Here is an 18,669-nt window from a genome sequence, read left to right on the forward strand (position 1 = left end):
CTTTCTTTTGACGAAATGTGGGAAAAAATTATATCTTGTGATCAAACTTACGACGAGCTATTTTTTACTGCTGTAAAGACAACTAAAATTTACTGCAGGCCTTCCTGTAAATCAAGAAAGCCCAAAAAAATAAATGTAACGTTTTACCATGACATCAAGGAAGTTGAAGCAGCCGGATTTCGAGCTTGTAAAAGATGCAAACCAGAAGTTGAGCATTCTCCTCACACAGAGCTCATTAAAAACGTAACTGCTTTTTTAGTCAATCATTATAAACAAAAGTTGACGTTACAAAATATTGCTGATCATGTAGGAATTAGTCCTTTTCATCTTGAACGATTATTTCAACAAGAAACCGCAGAGACACCACGCACCTATTTGGAAAAAATCAGAGTGGATAAAGCGGCCCATCTACTGGTTCATACAGATCTAAAGACTTTAGAAATTTGTTATGATGTCGGTTTTCAGAGTCCGTCGAGTTTCTACAAATCATTTCGCAAGGTAACTAATTGTTCTCCAAGTGAGTACCGTCGGCAAGAACAGTAAGGAGCGGTTAATATAAATCAGACTATACAACAGTCAATTATAAAAATTTCACTGCCCAACGAATTTGATTTCCAACAATGTTTAGTGTTTTTAACGAGGTCTGAGCAAGAAGTGATGCACCAAGTTAGAGATAGCTTTTTATATAAACTGATTAAGATCGATCAGGAATTTGTGTTGTGTAAAATCAGCTACCAATCCCATGTCCTTTTAGTACATTTACTACTTAATGTACACAACAAGAATGTTCAAGGAGCAGTTGTAGCTTATATCAGGGAATGGTTTGATCTGGATCGTGACTTACGTGATTTTTATTTGTTGTCGATAGAAGATAAGGTATTACAGGAAATTGTGCCGACTCATTTTGGGTTAAGAATCATAGGGATTCCAGACTTGTTTGAAGCACTTACCTGGGCTATTATCGGTCAGCAGATCAATTTAGCATTTGCATATACGTTGAAGAAGCGTTTTGTAGAACGATTTGGTGAAAGTTTGTCTTTTGAGGGGATCACATATTGGCTATTTCCCTCACCAGACGTCATCTCAAACTTACAAGTACAGCAACTGATTGACCTTCAATTTACAAGAAGAAAGGCCGAATATATTATTGACATCGCAAAGGCTATAGCGAATGGTCAATTAACAAAACAGATGTTACTTCAGCAAGGCGTTCAGCAAATGACAGAGACGTTACTGAGTCTGCGAGGGATTGGAGCTTGGAGTGCAAACTATGTAATGATGAAATGCTTGCATCATGCCTCTGCGTTTCCTATTGCTGATGTCGGTCTTCAAAATGCACTAAAACGCGAGCTGAAACTTGAACGTAAGCCAACTGTAGAGGAAATCAAGGAAGTTTCGAAGAATTGGGGAGGTTATGAAGCGTATGCAACATTCTATCTATGGCAATCATTGTCTGACTGACACGGATAAAGTGGAGTATCAATCGCCACTTGGTGTAATTGAAATAGTGGGAACTGAGGAAGCGATTGTTTCGATTTTATTTACAGATTCCGACGTTGTCAGGAAAAGGCTAACAGATTCAACCTTTCAAGTAGTCAAAGACTGCTACAACGAGCTGGATGAATACTTTAACGGAACGCGTAAAGAATTTACGGTTCCTTATATGAATGAGGGAACCGAATTCAGACGAAACGTCTGGCAAGCACTAACGGATATTCCTTACGCACAAACCGCGTCTTATCGAGATATCGCCTGTTCGATCGGCAACGAAAAAGCAGTGCGCGCAGTGGGTACGGCTAATGGAAAAAACAAACTGAGCATTATCATTCCTTGTCATCGAATTATCGGATCGAACGGAACGTTGACTGGATACGCAGGTGGCTTGTGGCGGAAAGAATGGCTGCTTGCCCATGAACAAAAATATAAGCAATGATTTTAGTGTGCCGTGAGATGTGCCTATTTAATGGGATTCATGCGGTAGCCAAGTTTGATTTCACGCGCATATCATAAAGTTAAAAGGAAATACTACCTCTAAAAATGAGGTAGGTGTAATTAGATGAAAGCTGGCCACTTGGTGTTTTTGATGCTGATGTTCAGTTTGATGGCTATTTTCGTTGTAACTTTTGAAAAACCATCAGAGGTACAAGCCTTGATAGGAAAAAAAGAAAAGTCATCGAATGGAATTAAAGAGCCATGCAGTCTGGTTTTGGAGCCAGTTGATAAAAAACTTAAGAACGCGAAAGGTGTAGCATTAGTATACAAAGTGCAATTAAATCCACCCAGTTTTGCACGAACGAATATCAGTATCCTTGCTGTACATCTCCCTGAACCGTCTTCTTATGGCGATTACGATAGCTATGAAGGATTTGCGTATATACCGGAAGAAATCAGCTGGCGGTTTAAGCTTTATCCCACCCCGGAGGAATATAGTCCAAGTTGGGCTGGCCGATTTGACTTGATCACCGCGGACATGAAAAACGCGGTAGTACAAGTACGTCTCTCGAATACCAAAACAGATAAGCTTGGTCCTAGTGTTCTAACTAACACTATTAGCAACTGTAACTGATTTATTTAATAGGATGCTTGATCGGCTCATCTGGGGGTCAACTCGCTCGTTTCGGGGGGCGACCCGCTCGTTCCCGCGGTCAACCCGATCGTTTCGGAGTGCAACCCGCTCGTTCCCGTGAGCAACCCAATCGTTTCCACGGTCGACCCGCCCGTTCCCGCAAGCAACCCGCTCGTTTCCACGTTCACCCCACCCACTCCCACCAAACTCCCTCTTAAAACTATCTCTATATTCCCTATTATTCAAAAAAACAATTGGAATTTCCCTTACATCTTGTTACGCTTGAGTAAATAGAGCGGTTTGGGGGAAATGCCAGATGCAAACAGAACCAATTATTTCACTGCGGGACCTTACGATGGAATACCCTGGGAAACGTGTTTTGGACGGAATTTCACTGGATGTCTTTAGAGGGCAGATCATCGGCTACATCGGACCGAATGGTGCTGGGAAAAGTACAACGTTGAAAATTTTACTTGGACTGATTCAAGATTACAAAGGGACGGTCGAGATCTTTGGAAACGATTTACGAAACGAAGACCAGGACGTTAAACGTAGGATAGGTTACGTGCCGGAGAATGCAGAGATCTACGATACGCTGACACCTATGGAATATTTGACGTTCGTGGGAGAGCTATATGGGATGAAAAGAGCAGCGGTGGAACACAAAGCGAAGCAACTCATGACTGAACTTGGACTCGAAGACGTCCTACATACTCGGATTTCATCATTCTCCAAAGGCATGAAGCAGAAGGTGCTGATCATCTCAAGTTTACTTCATGATCCTGATATTTTATTTTTAGATGAACCCTTGAGTGGACTCGACGCCAATAGCGTCATGGTCGTCAAAGATATTTTAGCAATGCTTGCGGCGAGTGGAAAAACCATTTTTTACTCCTCACACATAATGGATGTCGTAGAGAAAATCAGTAATCGAATTGTGCTTTTATACAACGGGAAAATTGCAGCCGATGGGTCATTTGATGAATTAAAAGGTCAAGGTGAAGCAGGATCTCTGGAAATGCTATTTAATCAGCTGACAGGTTTTAACGAACATCAGCAAACAGCGAGGCGTTTTGTAGAACTCGTAACGGGTGGTGAAACGGATGGATAACTTCCGTTCGTTACGTGTAATGGATGTGTTTAAGGGGCTCTTCCAAGCGTTTGGGATTGACTATCCTTCCATGCGGACAATTGTCGGGCTAAAACTGACAATGGATGAACGGCGCATCCCTGTTGTGTTTTCACAAACGAAACTGAAAGAAGGCAACCAGTTTCTAAAATCACTTGGATTGTATGTGCTATACGGGCTAGCAACAATTCCTTTCCTATTCTTTGGCGACAGTGTGATGCTCCAGATGGGAATTGTATTCGGAATTGCGATGTTCATGATTATGACGTCACTTATTGCGGACTTTTCTAGCGTGCTACTGGATGTAAGGGATCGTATTCTGCTCGCTGCTGTTCCGGTGGATGATCGAACGCTGAATGCTGCCAAGCTCGTTCACGTCAGTATTTACATGACACTGATCGCGTTATCATTACTAGGTATCCCTTCCATCGTAATCCTTGTATCCAAAGGGATTTCGTTCTTCTTATTGTTCCTTGTAATGATGATTTTTCTGATGCTGCTCATTATTGCACTTACTGCGATCACATACATGGTGATGCTACGCGTTTTCGATGGTGAACGACTGAAAGATATGATCAATTACGTACAAATCCTATTGTCAGTCGGTGTTTTTGTAGGGTATCAAGTTTTAATGCGCTCGTTTGAGTTCGTAGGTCTAACCATTTCGTATGAGTTCAGCTGGTGGCATTTCCTGATTCCGCCACTATGGTTTGCAGCACCTTTTGAATGGTTGCTAGGGGGCAATACAAGCAAACCGCTTATTGTACTCTCAATTGCTGCCTTCATCATTCCCATTTTTGCGATTTGGATGTACATCCGTAAAATGCCGTTGTTTGAACGTGACCTTCAGAAGCTAATGTCAGAAACAAGAGGCGGAAAACAAAAACACGCTGTGATGATGAAATTCTGGGAGAGGGTGCTCTGCAGAAATAGTGAAGAGCGTGCAAGCTTCAGGTTTTCATGGCAACTGATGAAGCGTGAACGCGATTTTAAACTGAAAGTGTATCCATCGTTAGGTATCGGCTTTGTCGCACCGTTCCTCTTTTTATATATCTTTTTATCAGATGGAACGTGGGAAGACATGATAACCTCCAATATGTATTTCATGATTTACTTTGGATTTCTCATCATTGGCCCACTTGCAGTGATGCTGAGTTATTCAAGTAAATTCAAAGGGGCGTGGATCTATGCGGTCGCTCCGATAACAAGCGTATCGCGTGTGAAACGAGCCGCTTTAAAAGCGAGTCTAGCACAGTTGTTTTTACCGGTGTATCTCCTGCAGGCAGTTATATTCACGGTTTTCTTCGGATGGCGCATTGTTCCTGATCTCGTTGTCGTACTGTTTTCAGCTGTCCTGTATGCAGTCATCTGTTATGCAATAGGGGCAAAAGGTACATTCCCGTTTTCACTTCCAATGGGTGAGTCTGTTCAATCGGGAACAGCAAAGCAGATTATCCTCATGCTGCTCATTGGAGTTTTTGTAGGAGTCCATATCCTGATGTCAAAGATTCCATATGGAACTCCGATTTACTTAGTCGTGATTGTAGTTGGATGTCTAGTTGGTTGGAAGGTGCTTCTTCCGATTAAGCGAAAGACAGCATATATGTAAAATGGACCTACCTGGCTAATTAAGTTGGGTAGGTCTATTTTGGGGATTCCAAGAAGAATCTAACGTCTACCGAAACTTTTCCGATTTTCTTTCGTAATAAGGGGAAAAGGGGTGAATCATTTGTCAAAGTGGACAGGCTATCAATTAGGGATCGTGTGTGTGGTGATTGCAGGCTTGGTGAGCAAGCATTTTTACATAATTTCAATTCATGAGTGGCTTGAAAGTCTACAGAGTTGGATGAACCCTTCCATTGCGATTACATTTGTCTGCATCATTGTTACGGTTTGGAGTATGGCAGCAGTATTGTACTGGCAAGACCGTAAGAATACGCAGTTTTTCACGCATAAAATCTGGAGGGTCCTTCCTGCTATCTTAGGAGTAGTATTTGTACTTTCGTTAATTGGATTTATTGTTTTAGGAGTCACGGTATTTTCATCGATCACTCAAGATCAGCAATGGCAGATTGATATAGTCCTATTATACTTTTTAACTCTAATGTATTTATTTGTCCTATCGGTAGTTCAGCGCTACGGTAAGGTGAGAACGTCGGAAGACTTAATCGTCTATTCGGCGAACTGCACCGTGCTTGTCCTGCTCATTACCATGTTTTTTATTCCAAATATTTAATATTGCTATCACCAATGGAAGGGAGTGATTGCGTGTTTTTAAACAAGGTTACGCTTCTAAATGAAGAACGGAAAAAGGGATATCCTTTCAACATACCGGTTGTGCAGTCGTTGACTGAACTAGAGTTAACGCACCCTGTTACTTATCTTGTTGGAGAAAATGGATCAGGGAAGTCAACGTTACTTGAAGGGATTGCGGACGTGTGCGGCTTTAATACTGCGGGTGGTGGGCGTAACAATCAGTATGAAGTGGACGCAGCTGGGAGTGATCTTTCGGATTACTTGCGACTATCATGGATGCCGAAAGTGACGAATGGATTTTTTCTGAGAGCCGAATCGTTTTATCAGTTTGCATCCCATGTGGACCAAATGGGTTCTTATGATGCATATGGTGGAAAGTCCTTGCACCATCAATCGCACGGGGAATCGTTTATGTCCCTATTCCTAAATCGTTTTGACGGCAGAGCGCTGTATTTGTTGGATGAACCAGAAGCGGCATTATCCCCTCAGCGCCAATTAACGTTTTTGCGGATTATCCATGAGCTTGTAGAAGAGGAAAACTGTCAATTCATCATTGCCACGCATTCTCCTATTTTGCTTGGCTATCCAGGGGCATCCATTCTAAGCTTCGATGGAGGGGCAATCCAAGCAATTGACTATGAGCAGACTCATCATGTTCAAGTGACGAAATATTTCTTAGATCATAGAGAAAAGTTTTTAAAAGAGTTATTTGAAGAATGATGTATGTTGAGGTGTGATTCATCTTTGAATTCCTTTTTTTATTCACTCAGCGTTTATCTACTACTTGAAATTCAAATCCCTTTTCACTAAGATCTTTTAATTTGATGGCTTTTGCACTCTCTACGAGGGGATCGTCAACGGCATGAGTGATGGTGGCTGTAATAATTGGTTGACTGAACCTTTTATGTGCTTTGAGATCGAGTGAGCTGTATGCGTTCGGCTCATTTAAGTGATACACGATATACGTATGGTCTCCGTGTCGGTATGTACTAAATGCATCATGATTTGGTAACTCCTTCAGACCGCGCTGCACATGATCAGGCAGTTTAGAAGGATCTACAAGTTCATACTCCATGGGGTGATGCATTGAGCTATATAAGCTAAATCCAATTAATAAAATTAGTACAACATACGTGAGGTCCCATCTGCGCATTTTCTTCAAATAGAAAACCTTCCTTCACAAATTGTTTCTACTTATACGTTAGTGAGGTCATAAGGTTCCCATCGTTCCCAATTTAAAAAGCCAAACTCCGATTAGATCGGAACTTGGCTTGTAATGCATTACTTGAACACTGCAACTTTCTTAAGTAGGACACAGACTGGAATGGCAACAGCGATTCCGACAGCATTTTGGACAAGGTTCCCCGGGATTGAAGCGAGTGGAACCGCCAAGCTTTTGAAGAGAATACTTTCTCCTATATAATATCCAACAAGCATCACAGGCACAGAAACGGTCATAGCGATTACGTTAAACGTCGTTCTATTTCCTTTACGCCCATTCGACCACGCAATCTTTCCTACGACGTATCCTTGCAAACCACGAGCCACCAGGCTGATTGGCGCCCATAGAGTCCATCCTGAGACTAAGTCGAACAGGCCCATTCCGAACGCTCCGGCAATGGCGCCCTTTTTAGGACCAAACAGAATCGAGAAGATAAAGAGCATCCCTGTACCAAGATGCACCAGACCTCCATTGGCTGTAATCGGCAATTTAATATTTAATAAGAGTGTAGCAACAAATACAAGTGCAATTCCCATAGCGGATAAAATCATGTCAAACGTACTAGACTTCGTTTTAGTAGTTGTAGCAACAGCTTTCATTGTTCATGACCCCTTCATCATTTCTGCGTTTGTTGCAGTATTGCTAAACTTTAGCAAAGGACTGGTCTAATGGAAAGGTTCACTTTTGAACGAATCGAAAGGGTCAGATTATAGAAGGTGTACCTCTAGAATGAACGAACTGATTTAGTCTACTCTCTTTACATTCGATTAGTGGTAAGAAATGGCGGAGTAATCTATCATTGATTCCAAGATAAGTATTAAGACAGACAGCTCAAATAGGAGGTAATGAGATGAGCTACAAATGGTTGGAATGGGCACAACGAATACAATCGATTTCACAGGCAGGACTGACTTTTTCAAGCGATGCATTCGATCGGGAACGCTATGAGGAATTGCGGACAATTAGTGCGGAAATTATGGCGTCTCATTCAAAATCTGAAATGCAAAATATTCAAGACCTTTTTAAAGAGGAGAAGGGATATCCGACGCCAAAGATAGATGTTAGGGGAGTAGTGTTTCAAGACGATCAAATCTTACTTGTGAAAGAAACACACGACAACAAATGGGCATTGCCAGGTGGTTTTTGTGAAATCGGCTTGTCTGCTGCAGAAAATGTGATGAAAGAAATACGAGAAGAGTCAGGATACGTAGTTCAACCGAAAAAATTAGTGGCGTTGATGGATATGAACCAGTACTCACCGATACCCCAAGCGTTTCACTATTATAAAGTCTTCGTTCAATGCGAGATTATTGGGGGACAACCTATCACTGGAATTGAGACAGCGGAAATCGGGTTCTTCACTGAAAACAATCTCCCGGAACTTTCTGTGAAGCGCAATACAGCAGAACAGATACATATCCTTTTTGAATTCAATCGCAATCCTTATAAAGAAACATGGATTGACTAGGACATGAAAACACGTTTAGCAGAAAGAAGGGGTAGAGATGGAACTGTTCAGCACCATTAAGAAAGAAAAAGAGTATTGGTTAGTAGACCAGGTGAAACAAGCCCAGGTAAGTGAACACGACTATGAAGTAGCTTTCAATGAGCTTTTGAAAGACTGGAATCACCAGGAAGTGGACTACTTATCATTATTGATGGATGAGACGTATGAGACATGGTTGCTTAAAAAAGGACTCCATAAGGTATCTGTAATCGTTGAATACACTCTTGATTTAAATACAATCGATAGTCAAAGGTCAGATATTTCTTCAATTGTATTAGCCACTTGTGAAATGAGCGATGAAACTTTTGCAAACTTATATGAGCAATGTCGTAGTGGTTCTGCCAATAAAAACAAGCTCTTTACAATTGAGCAAATCATGGAGTCTTTTGAACTGGAACTGGGTCCGAATTGGAGATCTCATTGCATGATTTTCCAAAAAGAAGGCGAGCCAGTTGGCATCAGCATTCCGCATATTGAATCGGGTACGATGGATGAAGGTAGGCTATTCTACTTTGGTATTTTACCTGAATGGCGAGGCAAGGGGATGGGAACAGTCTGTCACCAACATACCCTTGACGCTTTAAAAGAATTCGGGGCAACGTACTATGTAGGGAGTACGGATGCTGCGAATGATGCAATGATACGTGTATTCGAGAAAAACGGTTGTGTGTTGAGAGATCGCAAAGGAATTTATCGGATCGATCGACAGAGTACTGATTGAAAAATTGGTTGACCAAGAAGAATACGTAACGAAGTTGGATATGCCTAGCTATGAACTTATTTCCCTTAACGGATAAGAGTGCAATACTTGAAAAAACTTGTTGAGTAAGTATAATGAGACTTAATTGTATATCAATGTTTTCTAGGGTTCCGTAACGAACTGTTAGTCTGGACCGAGAGAAAACTCACAGCATTGCTGTGTCACGGAAGGATAAAAGCCTGGGAGATTACTGTTTTCAGTATCTCTCGGGCTTTTTGTCTGTTGAAAAATATGGAGGTGTCATTGGCTTGAATGCAAATTGGATTAAAGTCGTCATTGCAGCGGTATTTGAAGTGTTTTGGGTAGTGGGGTTAAAGCATGCGGATGGAGTTTTAGAGTGGACTGGGACAGTTATTGCCATCGTCATCAGCTTTTATATGATGATCATGGCAGGAAAAAAACTACCTGTCGGAACGGTATATGCCGTTTTTGTTGGCCTTGGTACTGCAGGAACAGTCTTTTCAGATATCGTATTTTTTGGAGAACCATTTAAAATTGTGAAGATGATTTTAATTATGGTGTTGTTAGCAGGGGTGATCGGGTTGAAAGTAGTGACTCCCGACACTGAACCAGAAGGGGGGCAATCATAATGGCATGGGTTTCATTGGTAGTGGCAGGGTTGTTTGAAATGTTTGGTGTGTTAATGATCAGTAAGCTACACAAGGATCGGAATTGGCAGGCAGTCGTTCTGTTAGTGGCAGGATTTGGTGCGAGTTTTCTATTTTTAGCAAATGCCATGGAAACGTTGCCGATGGGTACTGCCTACGCCGTTTGGACAGGAATCGGAGCATCCGGTGGGGCGTTATTAGGAATGCTCGTTTACGGGGAGTCGAAAGAGTGGAAGCGTCTATTGTTCATCGGAATGGTATTAGCGGCGGCAGTGGGATTAAAGCTGGTGTCTTGATAGAGTAGAGTTACAGGCGGAAGTCTATCACTTGCTAGCGGAATTAACGGGAGAGGGGAGACGTGTATGAAGCTACCCATTGAGTTTGAACAGAAAGTACGAAATAGTTTTGGAACAGATGGAGAGGTGTGGCTTGCATCGTTGGAAGAGCGAGTGAACTACTTTGCGAAACACTGGGGATTGACGATTGAGCAACCGATTCACAATCTCTCTTATAACTATGTGACGAACGTGGTAGACTCCAGACGAACTCCTTACATGTTAAAACTAGGAGTGCCAGATATGGACTACTGTAACGAGATGGAAACTCTCAGGATCTACAATGGCCATGGATGTGCACGATTGGTGAATGAGAATCGGGAAAGTGGAGCTATGTTATTGGAAAAGCTTATTCCTGGGCAGATGCTATGTGATCTTTCTGACGAAGAGGCAGTTGTCCATGAATTCATAAGTGTATGGAAGAAACTTCGCTGTGATTTGCCAGAGGACTGTGAGTTACCGCTCATTACGGATTGGGCAGTCTCCCTGGAAGAATACCAAAAGCAGCATCGGTATAAAGATGGAGACCTGCCGAACGAGAGGGTTCAGCAGGCACTTCGTTACTTTCACGAATTGCAGGAGACCACTGAAATTCTCGGTTTGCTGCATGGTGATTTACATCACGAGAATATTTTATACAGTCAAGAGAGAGGTTGGCTCGCGATTGACCCAAAGGGAGTTGGAGGTGATCCTTGCTTCGACCTCGTGCAATTTATGTTGAATCATTTGATGGAAAAGCCTGATCCAAAAGCGCTACTACATTACCGGGTTGAACGAATCTGCGAATTGCTTGTACTCGATAAAAAGCGTGTATTAAAGGCGGCAATTGCAATGTCTATGCTCTATGCTTGCTGGTTCGTTGAAGATAGGCACCCGGCTTGGATCGAAAGGTTGCAGTGTGCTCAGTGGTTTAATGAGTTTTTGGAAGAAACTGTACGATGAAGCGTGTTTTATGAAAATACTTCTTCTTGAACAAATCTCTCAAATTCCTTTTCTTCTTCTATGAAGGGCGAGTGATTGCTGTATTCAAATGTGGTCATCGTGGCATTGGGCATCAGTTCTGCCGCTTCTTTGGAAAAATGGTGAGGACATTGAGCATCATGACGGCCCGAATAGATATGAGCATCAACGTAAACATCCTCAAGTGAAGCTCTTATATCATACGTTGGCAGTTCTTCATAGGAGAAGTAATCCAAGCGTGCAGGTACCGTCTTTCCGCTGTTTGGTCTTCTAACCATTTCATCATAGGTGTCCTCGTTATAAAGAGACATGAGTGACCACTCTTTCCCGGCAGCACGTCGTTGATCTAATGTGGATGTAGTGTCTTTAAGGATGGATAATATTTCTAGTGAACGGGTGTTATTTGGATTTTGGGAACAATATATGCTCCCTTTGTCTTTCATATAGTCTGACGAAGCGCATAAGCCACCTGCAATGATTTTCACTAAACTTTCCGGAAATCGCGTGGCATACTTTAATGCGAGCATTCCACCAGTAGAGTGACCTGCGAAAATCCATTTTTCGATGGAGAGAGACTTGCGTATTGCTTCGAGGTCTTTTACTGCATCGTCCATTCCTAACGTATAGTCTTCACTTTGTGGCGAAGAGTTTCCACAACCACGCAAATTCACAAGATAAACTGTGGCATTCTTTGTGAAGATATTTGCAAATAGATTGCCGTTCTTATTGAACTCGCTATATAAGTGAGTGACGCATAGGGGCCGACCTCTTCCTTTCGTAAATAGCTCGAAATCTCCGCGTTCTGTCGCAATAATTTGTTGCTTCCACATAGTTCCCAATCCTTTCTACTGATTTCTCATTCCAATTTACACGAAGACTGCATATCATCTCTTTATTGTTTAAAATGAAATCTTCTATTTCACCCAATACAGTGTGCAGTCAGAAGTTCTGTCCATAAATCCATACTCAATTAGATATCTTCGAATGGAAACATAGTCAACGTAAATTGGTTTTAGGAGTTCGTTTACCTGTTTTTCGGTATAGTTTATTTCCTTTTCAAAGCGAGTCATAATCTGTTGCAGTAGAATGATTTTACGCTTTTCTTTGCTTGGAAAGGTCTGAATGGGTTGGTCGAATCCATCTTTAAAATAGCTCGCCAATACTTTTTCTTTGTCCTCAGGCTTGATGCCATATCGTTTATCCACTTCAACGATTCTCCTTCACTTCAAACCCTAACTGCACAGAATCTGCAATCTTCCGGTATCCTATTTCTTGATAAATCTTGTTAGATGTTGGGTTCAGCATATCCGTGTAGAGCATGCAGAATTGGTATTTGTTTAACAAATTTGCAGAAAAGTCGGCAACGAGTGTCCGTGCATAGCCTTTTCTACGGTGTTCAGGTGGTGTGTAGACGAAGGATACGGAGACGCTGTTCTGAGACGGTCTTGCTTGTTTTGCACACGCCACAGGAATTCCATCGTCTTCCCACAGTACAATTTCCTGTCGTTGAACAGTACGCTCTACCCATTCCCTTGCTTGCTCAGGGGTCACTTCGGGCATCTTGGTATCTTCTATAAATCCGAGATGCCATTTTTCAAGCAATGGTTTGTCAGACTCTTGGGCAAGCCTGAGTGTACCGGGACTTTTCTCAAGGTTCTCATCCACCTTATCCAACCGATATAGCCCTTGATCCATAATGATTTTGGAGGATTGCTTGGTCTTGGCAGTCCATCTATCGGCGAATCGCTCCGCCCATGGTTTCAAACTGATGATGGAAGGAAGGGGAATATTATGAGACAGTAAGTAATCAGCTAGACCATCGATTGCCGAATCCATATGCTGTTCATCCGTGAAAATCATGTTGAGCGGAAAAGGTGGCGTCATTTGGAACAATGCAATCACGTTGCCTTCCAGTTCTGCAGTTGCCATGAACGGTTCATTCATCATACCTGCTTTGATGGACTGCAATACGCCATTGAATAGGCTAAAAACATCTTCGTCTTCTGATAAAATCGGTTCCGCTTTTGTGGCAAAAGCTAATGGATCGTCAAAGTTCACTATTTTCATAGAGACACCCCTTCTCGTAATGAATTGAGTATACGCATAGAAGAGAGGATTTTCAATCACTTAATATGAAAATTCTTGCAAATTAGATAGAAGAGCGATGAGGGCTTAAAGAGACGAGTGCAAGGGTACAGAAAGCATAAAAGGAACTACCAAGGAGGCGGATTGAATGGCAGAAAGAAAGCCAGTAGTAGCGATAGCGGGGGCAAGCGGATATATCGGGCATAACTTGCTAGAGTATTTAAAAGGGAAAGCGACGGTTATTGGATTATCCCGAAACGGCGGACGACGCAAAGATACTGAGGATGTGAAGTGGCGCTCGTGTGATTTGTTTTCGATGAAAGATGCAGAAAAAGGGTTAGAAGGCGCAGACATTGCGGTATATCTAGTCCATTCGATGATGAAATCTGCAAAACTGACGCAAGGAAACTTTGAAGATATGGATGTGATTTTGGCGGATAACTTTGCACAAGCTGCAAAACGTCAAGGCATTCAGCAAATCGTCTATTTGAGCGGAATTATTCCGGAGGTGCACGAGTCGAAACTGTCCCAGCACTTGAGGAGTCGATTGGAAGTGGAACGTATATTGCGTGCATATGATGTTCCGGTGACTGCACTCCGAGCGGGTTTGATTGTCGGGCCAAAAGGTTCTTCGTTTCCAATACTATCAAAGCTTGTGAAGCGTTTGCCGATCATGATCCTGCCGAAGTGGACAAACACAAAAACACAGCCTGTCGCTTTGAAAGACGTATTGACAGCATTGACCTCTATAATTATGGACTTTGACTTGAAAGATCGTTCCATCGATGTGGGTGGACCAGATGTGATGACGTACCGAACGATGATGAAAGCGACTGCAAGTGTGATGGGGAAGAATCCCAAGATGCTCGATGTTCCATTTTTCTCATTAACCCTTTCGAGATTATGGCTTAGACTAGTAACGAATACCCCAAAGGAGATGGTTTATCCACTTGTGGAAAGCTTGAAACATCCGATGGTTATCCACAAGAGTCATACTGTAGAAGGGATTAGTGATGGACAAACTGCGTTTAGGAAAGCAGCTCAAATCGCGCTGGATACGGATGCTAAGAAAGACAAACGATCCACAGCTCTTTTACCAACATTAGGTCCACTGAAGCAAGACGTCCGCTCAGTCCAGCGGATTGAATTGCCATATGAATGGACGGCGGATGAAGTTGCGCGTTATTACGTAAAATGGTTAGAGACGTTCTTGAATCCATGGGTCCAAACGACGGTAGACAGCGATTTGAATTGTAGAATTGGACTCCTTGGAAATCGTACACTCTTAAAATTATCGTATTCTGGGGAACGTAGTACCGAAGACCGCGCGCTGTATTACATAACAGGAGGATTCCTGCTGGATGATCAAGCGAATGAGCGGGGACGGATGGAGTTCCGTAAAATACCTGGAGCGAGTGAAGCGATAATCGCAATTCACGATTACTTGCCATCTCTTCCGTGGTTTGTGTACTACGTCACGCAAGCGAATATGCATGCGTTTGTCATGAGTGCATTTAGAAAGCATATGCACCGGTTGAGCATCAGTGAGCGTGATCGTCAGTACGTTAGAAACTTAACGGTTGAAGATACTCAATAAATTTCTACTGCCCACATCGTCTATTGACGGAGTGGGCATTTTTTTGTGTGTGTGGAAATGTTGAATCGGTAATATCGGCGTTAGAATCGGCAAATTCCCGTGAGTAATCGGCAATATGGAGGGAACAATCGGCATGATCAAGCCACTAATCGGCAATACGGAGGAATTAATCGGAAACGAGATACAATTCATCTGGTTTAAAGCTATAAAGAGCAGTATTTTTTCTACTATCTAAGTGAATCAACTGCCATACTACAACAAAAAACGCACCCAGAGTGAGGGTGCGTTTTGTCTAACACTTATACAAATGTCGTGATTTTCTCAAGTGGCAGACGCGTCGAACCATATGCAGGTGCAGCTGCTTTTCCAAGTGCAATTAGCACGAGTGGAACGTAACGATCTTCCAAGTTAAATTCTTTAGCAAATTGAGCTTTATCGAAACCACCCATTGGGACCGTGTCATAGCCTTTCGCTTTTGCAATTAACATCAATTGCATCGAAACGAGTCCAGCGTCAAACGCGGCAATCGTCAAACGAGCGTCTGTTGGAGCGTTCGGGTAAAGGGCTTTGGCATTATCGATTAGTCGTTGGACATTTACTTCGTCGATATTGCCCGCTTTCAAGTTTGATAAATAGATCTCATCGATGTTGTGATACATTTCTGTATCACCGATCACAGCGATGATGGCAGAAGACGTTTCCATTTGCTCTTGGTTGAATGAGAACTCTTTAATTTTCTTTTTAGCTTGGTCATCTTGGATGACGATGAAACGCCAAGGCTGTAAGTTGCTTGAAGAAGGGGCAAGTGTTGCCTCCTGTAGCATTTCCTCAATTACTTCAGGTGCAATCTGATATTCCGAGTCGAATTTCCGGACGGATTTACGAGCGTGAATGACTTCTGATAGTGGTGCGAATAGTTCTGTCAAATGAAAAACTCCTTTGTGGATAAATGTGAATTCAACTTACCTTTAGTAAGTACGTAAATCAGCTTACTATTGGTAAGCTTGTTTGTCAACTATGACTGTGGTAAAGTGGAATTAACTTAAGAATAGGGGTTTTGATGATGAAAAAAACCGACGAACTTATTCAATCTACACAACAAAACGGGCATGTAGCTTGTGATAGTTTTCACGCGACTATAGAATTTATCGGGAAACGGTGGATGGGCATCATCATTTATCATCTATTGGACGGACCGAAACGTTACCATGAATTAGCGGCGGAAATTGAAGGCATTTCAGACCGTCTGCTGACAGAACGATTGAAAGAATTGGAAGCCCACGGTTTTGCAGTGAAGAGAACGTTACCGTCATCTCGTAAAGTTGAATATGAACTAACGGAACAAGGAATTGCATTCGATCCAATCATTCGCACCATTTTGACATGGGTGAAAGCGAATGGCGGATGTACGCAGTCGAAAGCAGAAAACGAATCTTAAAGTTGGAAGGATGAATGAATGATGACATTTGAAGAGATTTTACCGCGACTAAAAGCAGGCGACAAAGTTATTCGGAATGGTTGGGGTGGCGCAGAGCTCTACGTAAAACTTGTTGAAGCTGAATCGTTGGATGGGGAAAAGATGAATCCATATTTCGTTATTAATGTAACAGGTGAAGGTTACACGATGTTTACACCGACAGTATGCGATTTGTTAGCGGAAGACTGGGCAATCGTAGAATAAGTAAACGCAAAAGCTCATGAGCAATCATGGGCTTTTTGAATGGAGGAATTCAAAAATGGCACAAAGAGAATTTGCGGGGAAAACGGTGTTCATCACGGGTGCTGCTTCAGGAATCGGCTATGCTCAAGCACATGCATTTCTAGAGCAAGGTGCATCAGTTTACGCATTAGATAGTGATCAAAATGGGTTAGAAAAGCTAGCAAGCGTACATACAGAACACTTCCGATATAGCAAAGGAAGTGTGAGTAATCAAGCTGATGTTACAGAGGCAGTAAGTCAGGCAATCAATACGTTCGGACACATCGATATACTGTGCAATACAGCGGGTGTACTCGATGGGTTTGCGAAAACATTAGATACCGATGAAGCGTTGTGGGATCGAATCATGAACACCAATGTAAAAGGGATGTTCTTCGTAACGAATGCGATTTTGCCACATATGCTCGAGAAGAAATCAGGAGTGCTGGTGAACATGGCTTCCATCGCAGGTCTCGTTGGCGGTGGTGGTGGGGCAGCGTATACCGCTTCGAAACATGCAGTGGTGGGGTATACAAAACAAGTCGATCTCGATTATTGTCGGGAAGGAATCCGGGCAAATGCGATTGCGCCGGGCGCCATTCAAACACCCATGAATGCTGCTGATTTTGATGGGGATGGAAAAATAGCAGAGTGGGTTGCAGAGGAAACACCTGCAGGTCGCTGGGCGCAACCAGAAGAAGTCGCGAAGTTGACACTCTACTTAGCGGGAGCCGCTTCCGATTATATTCATGGAACGATCATTCCGATTGATGGTGGCTGGACAGCGAAGTAACCATTTTCAGGATGAATGAATTCTGCTATACTAGGCAAGCAGGTTTTTAGCTTGCACTGCGACACTTTTTGACGAAGCAATCGGCTTCTTCTTCCTTTGGTCGCAGTTATTACTAAAACAGCAGTTTTGCTGTTTTACAAAGGAGGACTATATATGACGTTACTCGCAAAAGAGCGTCCGCGGATTGCGGTCGGAGAGCTTGCGAAAATGGCGGTAGTGGCGGGACTATATGTCGCTGTCACACTCACGCTTGCAGTCATCAGTTTTGGTGCAGTCCAGTTAAGGCTTTCGGAGATGTTCAACTACTTGGCGTTGTTTCACAAGCGATATATTATCGCTGTAACAGCCGGAGTGGTACTTGCGAACTTCTTCTCACCTACGTGGTTCCTGGACGTGCCAATTGGCGGAGTGGCCACGTTTCTTGTGCTGCTTATTAGCCGTGCTGCTACAAAGAAGCTGAAGTCAGACAAAATGAAGTTTGTCTGGACTGCCGTGATTTTCGCTGTTTCCATGTTCACCGTTGCAGGACAGTTGACCATATTGTACGGCGCGCCATTTTGGATCACATGGTTCACGGTAGGCGCTGGCGAACTGTTGTCAATGACCGTCGGTGGCAGTATCATGCTCGCTTTAGCGAAAAAAATAGATTTCACAAAATGATAAAACGCATCCCGATTGTATAGGGATGCGTTTTTTATTCATTAATTATGAATGGGATTAGCTTGAAAATACATACATCGGTGTACTGGTTTCTTCCGGTTCAAAGCCAAGCGACTCATAAAATCCAACCGCTTTTGGATACGAAACAAGTACTTTCGTGTGCGTATCTTGATACTTCTCCAACATCATCTTCATAATCTTTTTACCTGCGCCTTGCCCTTGATAGGCTGGGTCTGTAAGGACGTAATGGAAATAGACAGCCATAGATCCATCAGACATTGCATTCGCGAGTCCAATCAGCCGGCCGCCGTCCCATGCAGTTGCAACAGAATGAGAGTTAAGAATAGCATTGTACAAATCATTTGGATGAGAAGCAGATTCCCATTCTACAGACAGAAATAATTGTTGGATATTTTCTTTCGTTAACTGATCTGTTTTAAATGTATATGTGAGTGACATTTGTGAATTCCTCCTTCAGCAAGTAGCGGATAA

25 protein-coding genes and 1 riboswitch are annotated in these 18,669 nt (G+C 42.6%); of the genes, 18 read left to right on the forward strand and 7 right to left on the reverse strand.

Annotated elements, in window-relative coordinates:
* Positions 1-15 precede the first annotated feature (15 nt).
* From RL70_RS00195 to RL70_RS00230, 8 genes are all read left to right on the forward strand, one after another.
* A complete protein-coding gene (locus RL70_RS00195; protein ID WP_052245695.1) occupies positions 16-543 on the forward strand; it encodes a bifunctional transcriptional activator/DNA repair enzyme AdaA in 528 nt (175 codons plus the stop codon).
* A 51-nt stretch (positions 544-594) separates the two neighbouring features.
* On the forward strand, positions 595-1,461 hold the full coding sequence (locus RL70_RS00200) for a DNA-3-methyladenine glycosylase (RefSeq protein WP_369795162.1): 867 nt from the start codon (positions 595-597) through the stop codon (positions 1,459-1,461).
* A complete protein-coding gene (locus RL70_RS00205) occupies positions 1,424-1,933 on the forward strand; it encodes a methylated-DNA--[protein]-cysteine S-methyltransferase (RefSeq protein ID WP_052245693.1) in 510 nt (169 codons plus the stop codon). The genes RL70_RS00200 and RL70_RS00205 overlap by 38 nt, the downstream gene beginning before the upstream one ends.
* Before the next feature lie 123 nt (positions 1,934-2,056).
* Entirely contained in the window at positions 2,057-2,566 is a 510-nt protein-coding gene (locus RL70_RS00210; RefSeq protein ID WP_156137860.1) for a hypothetical protein, read from the forward strand.
* Between the two features lie 316 nt (positions 2,567-2,882).
* Positions 2,883-3,677 (forward strand): ABC transporter ATP-binding protein, encoded by a 795-nt coding sequence (locus RL70_RS00215; RefSeq protein ID WP_039041422.1) that lies wholly within the window; start codon positions 2,883-2,885, stop codon positions 3,675-3,677.
* Positions 3,670-5,304, forward strand: coding sequence for a hypothetical protein (locus RL70_RS00220; protein ID WP_039041423.1), 1,635 nt, complete (start codon positions 3,670-3,672; stop codon positions 5,302-5,304). The genes RL70_RS00215 and RL70_RS00220 overlap by 8 nt, the downstream gene beginning before the upstream one ends.
* A 120-nt stretch (positions 5,305-5,424) precedes the next feature.
* Entirely contained in the window at positions 5,425-5,931 is a 507-nt protein-coding gene (locus RL70_RS00225; protein WP_039041424.1) for a hypothetical protein, read from the forward strand.
* A gap of 32 nt (positions 5,932-5,963) precedes the next feature.
* A complete protein-coding gene (locus RL70_RS00230; RefSeq protein WP_039041425.1) occupies positions 5,964-6,671 on the forward strand; it encodes an AAA family ATPase in 708 nt (235 codons plus the stop codon).
* A gap of 46 nt (positions 6,672-6,717) precedes the next feature.
* On the opposite strand, the gene RL70_RS00235 is transcribed toward RL70_RS00230, so the two are convergent.
* A complete protein-coding gene (locus RL70_RS00235; protein WP_039041426.1) occupies positions 6,718-7,113 on the reverse strand; it encodes a hypothetical protein in 396 nt (131 codons plus the stop codon).
* Positions 7,114-7,232: 119 nt separating this feature from the next.
* Positions 7,233-7,772 (reverse strand): ECF transporter S component, encoded by a 540-nt coding sequence (locus RL70_RS00240; protein WP_039041427.1) that lies wholly within the window; start codon positions 7,770-7,772, stop codon positions 7,233-7,235.
* Positions 7,773-8,023: 251 nt separating this feature from the next.
* Here RL70_RS00240 and RL70_RS00245 point away from each other — a divergent pair, with 251 nt between their 5' ends.
* From RL70_RS00245 to RL70_RS00265, 5 genes are all read left to right on the forward strand, one after another.
* Positions 8,024-8,641, forward strand: coding sequence for an NUDIX hydrolase (locus RL70_RS00245; protein WP_039041428.1), 618 nt, complete (start codon positions 8,024-8,026; stop codon positions 8,639-8,641).
* A 37-nt stretch (positions 8,642-8,678) separates the two neighbouring features.
* The gene (locus tag RL70_RS00250) at positions 8,679-9,401 is read left to right on the forward strand and encodes an N-acetyltransferase (RefSeq protein ID WP_039041429.1); all 723 of its coding nucleotides are present in this window, start codon (positions 8,679-8,681) and stop codon (positions 9,399-9,401) included.
* A gap of 130 nt (positions 9,402-9,531) precedes the next feature.
* A riboswitch (guanidine-I (ykkC/yxkD leader) is annotated at positions 9,532-9,628 on the forward strand.
* Between the two features lie 60 nt (positions 9,629-9,688).
* A complete protein-coding gene (locus tag RL70_RS00255; RefSeq protein ID WP_039041460.1) occupies positions 9,689-10,030 on the forward strand; it encodes a multidrug efflux SMR transporter in 342 nt (113 codons plus the stop codon).
* Positions 10,030-10,344 carry a multidrug efflux SMR transporter gene (locus RL70_RS00260; RefSeq protein WP_039041430.1) on the forward strand — a complete coding sequence of 105 codons (315 nt, stop codon included), beginning with the start codon at positions 10,030-10,032 and terminating at the stop codon, positions 10,342-10,344. The genes RL70_RS00255 and RL70_RS00260 overlap by 1 nt, the downstream gene beginning before the upstream one ends.
* Before the next feature lie 66 nt (positions 10,345-10,410).
* Positions 10,411-11,325: an aminoglycoside phosphotransferase family protein gene (locus RL70_RS00265; protein ID WP_039041431.1), complete on the forward strand. Its 915-nt coding sequence runs from the start codon at positions 10,411-10,413 to the stop codon at positions 11,323-11,325.
* Between the two features lie 8 nt (positions 11,326-11,333).
* Here the strand turns inward: RL70_RS00265 and RL70_RS00270 are convergent, their stop codons facing one another.
* From RL70_RS00270 to RL70_RS00280, 3 genes are all read right to left on the reverse strand, one after another.
* Positions 11,334-12,173 (reverse strand): alpha/beta fold hydrolase, encoded by an 840-nt coding sequence (locus RL70_RS00270; RefSeq protein ID WP_039041432.1) that lies wholly within the window; start codon positions 12,171-12,173, stop codon positions 11,334-11,336.
* Between the two features lie 84 nt (positions 12,174-12,257).
* Positions 12,258-12,548, reverse strand: a complete 291-nt coding sequence (locus RL70_RS00275) for a DUF2087 domain-containing protein (RefSeq protein ID WP_052245694.1) — start codon at positions 12,546-12,548, stop codon at positions 12,258-12,260.
* A 1-nt stretch (position 12,549) separates the two neighbouring features.
* Entirely contained in the window at positions 12,550-13,410 is an 861-nt protein-coding gene (locus RL70_RS00280) for a GNAT family N-acetyltransferase (RefSeq protein ID WP_039041433.1), read from the reverse strand.
* A 166-nt stretch (positions 13,411-13,576) separates the two neighbouring features.
* Here RL70_RS00280 and RL70_RS00285 point away from each other — a divergent pair, with 166 nt between their 5' ends.
* A complete protein-coding gene (locus RL70_RS00285) occupies positions 13,577-15,025 on the forward strand; it encodes an NAD(P)H-binding protein (protein WP_039041434.1) in 1,449 nt (482 codons plus the stop codon).
* Between the two features lie 299 nt (positions 15,026-15,324).
* Here RL70_RS00285 and RL70_RS00290 read toward each other — a convergent pair whose 3' ends face one another.
* The gene (locus RL70_RS00290; protein ID WP_039041435.1) at positions 15,325-15,951 is read right to left on the reverse strand and encodes a nitroreductase family protein; all 627 of its coding nucleotides are present in this window, start codon (positions 15,949-15,951) and stop codon (positions 15,325-15,327) included.
* A gap of 137 nt (positions 15,952-16,088) precedes the next feature.
* Here RL70_RS00290 and RL70_RS00295 point away from each other — a divergent pair, with 137 nt between their 5' ends.
* From RL70_RS00295 to RL70_RS00310, 4 genes are all read left to right on the forward strand, one after another.
* Positions 16,089-16,463 carry a helix-turn-helix domain-containing protein gene (locus RL70_RS00295; protein ID WP_039041436.1) on the forward strand — a complete coding sequence of 125 codons (375 nt, stop codon included), beginning with the start codon at positions 16,089-16,091 and terminating at the stop codon, positions 16,461-16,463.
* Between the two features lie 21 nt (positions 16,464-16,484).
* The gene (locus RL70_RS00300) at positions 16,485-16,706 is read left to right on the forward strand and encodes a DUF2829 domain-containing protein (RefSeq protein WP_039041437.1); all 222 of its coding nucleotides are present in this window, start codon (positions 16,485-16,487) and stop codon (positions 16,704-16,706) included.
* Positions 16,707-16,761: 55 nt separating this feature from the next.
* A complete protein-coding gene (locus tag RL70_RS00305; protein WP_039041438.1) occupies positions 16,762-17,517 on the forward strand; it encodes a 3-oxoacyl-ACP reductase in 756 nt (251 codons plus the stop codon).
* A 153-nt stretch (positions 17,518-17,670) separates the two neighbouring features.
* On the forward strand, positions 17,671-18,177 hold the full coding sequence (locus RL70_RS00310; protein ID WP_039041439.1) for a QueT transporter family protein: 507 nt from the start codon (positions 17,671-17,673) through the stop codon (positions 18,175-18,177).
* A gap of 57 nt (positions 18,178-18,234) precedes the next feature.
* On the opposite strand, the gene RL70_RS00315 is transcribed toward RL70_RS00310, so the two are convergent.
* Positions 18,235-18,636, reverse strand: a complete 402-nt coding sequence (locus RL70_RS00315; RefSeq protein ID WP_039041440.1) for a GNAT family N-acetyltransferase — start codon at positions 18,634-18,636, stop codon at positions 18,235-18,237.
* Positions 18,637-18,669: the final 33 nt, after the last annotated feature.

The organism is Sporosarcina sp. ZBG7A (genome assembly GCF_000813425.1).
Classification (GTDB): Bacteria; Bacillota; Bacilli; order Bacillales_A; family Planococcaceae; genus Sporosarcina.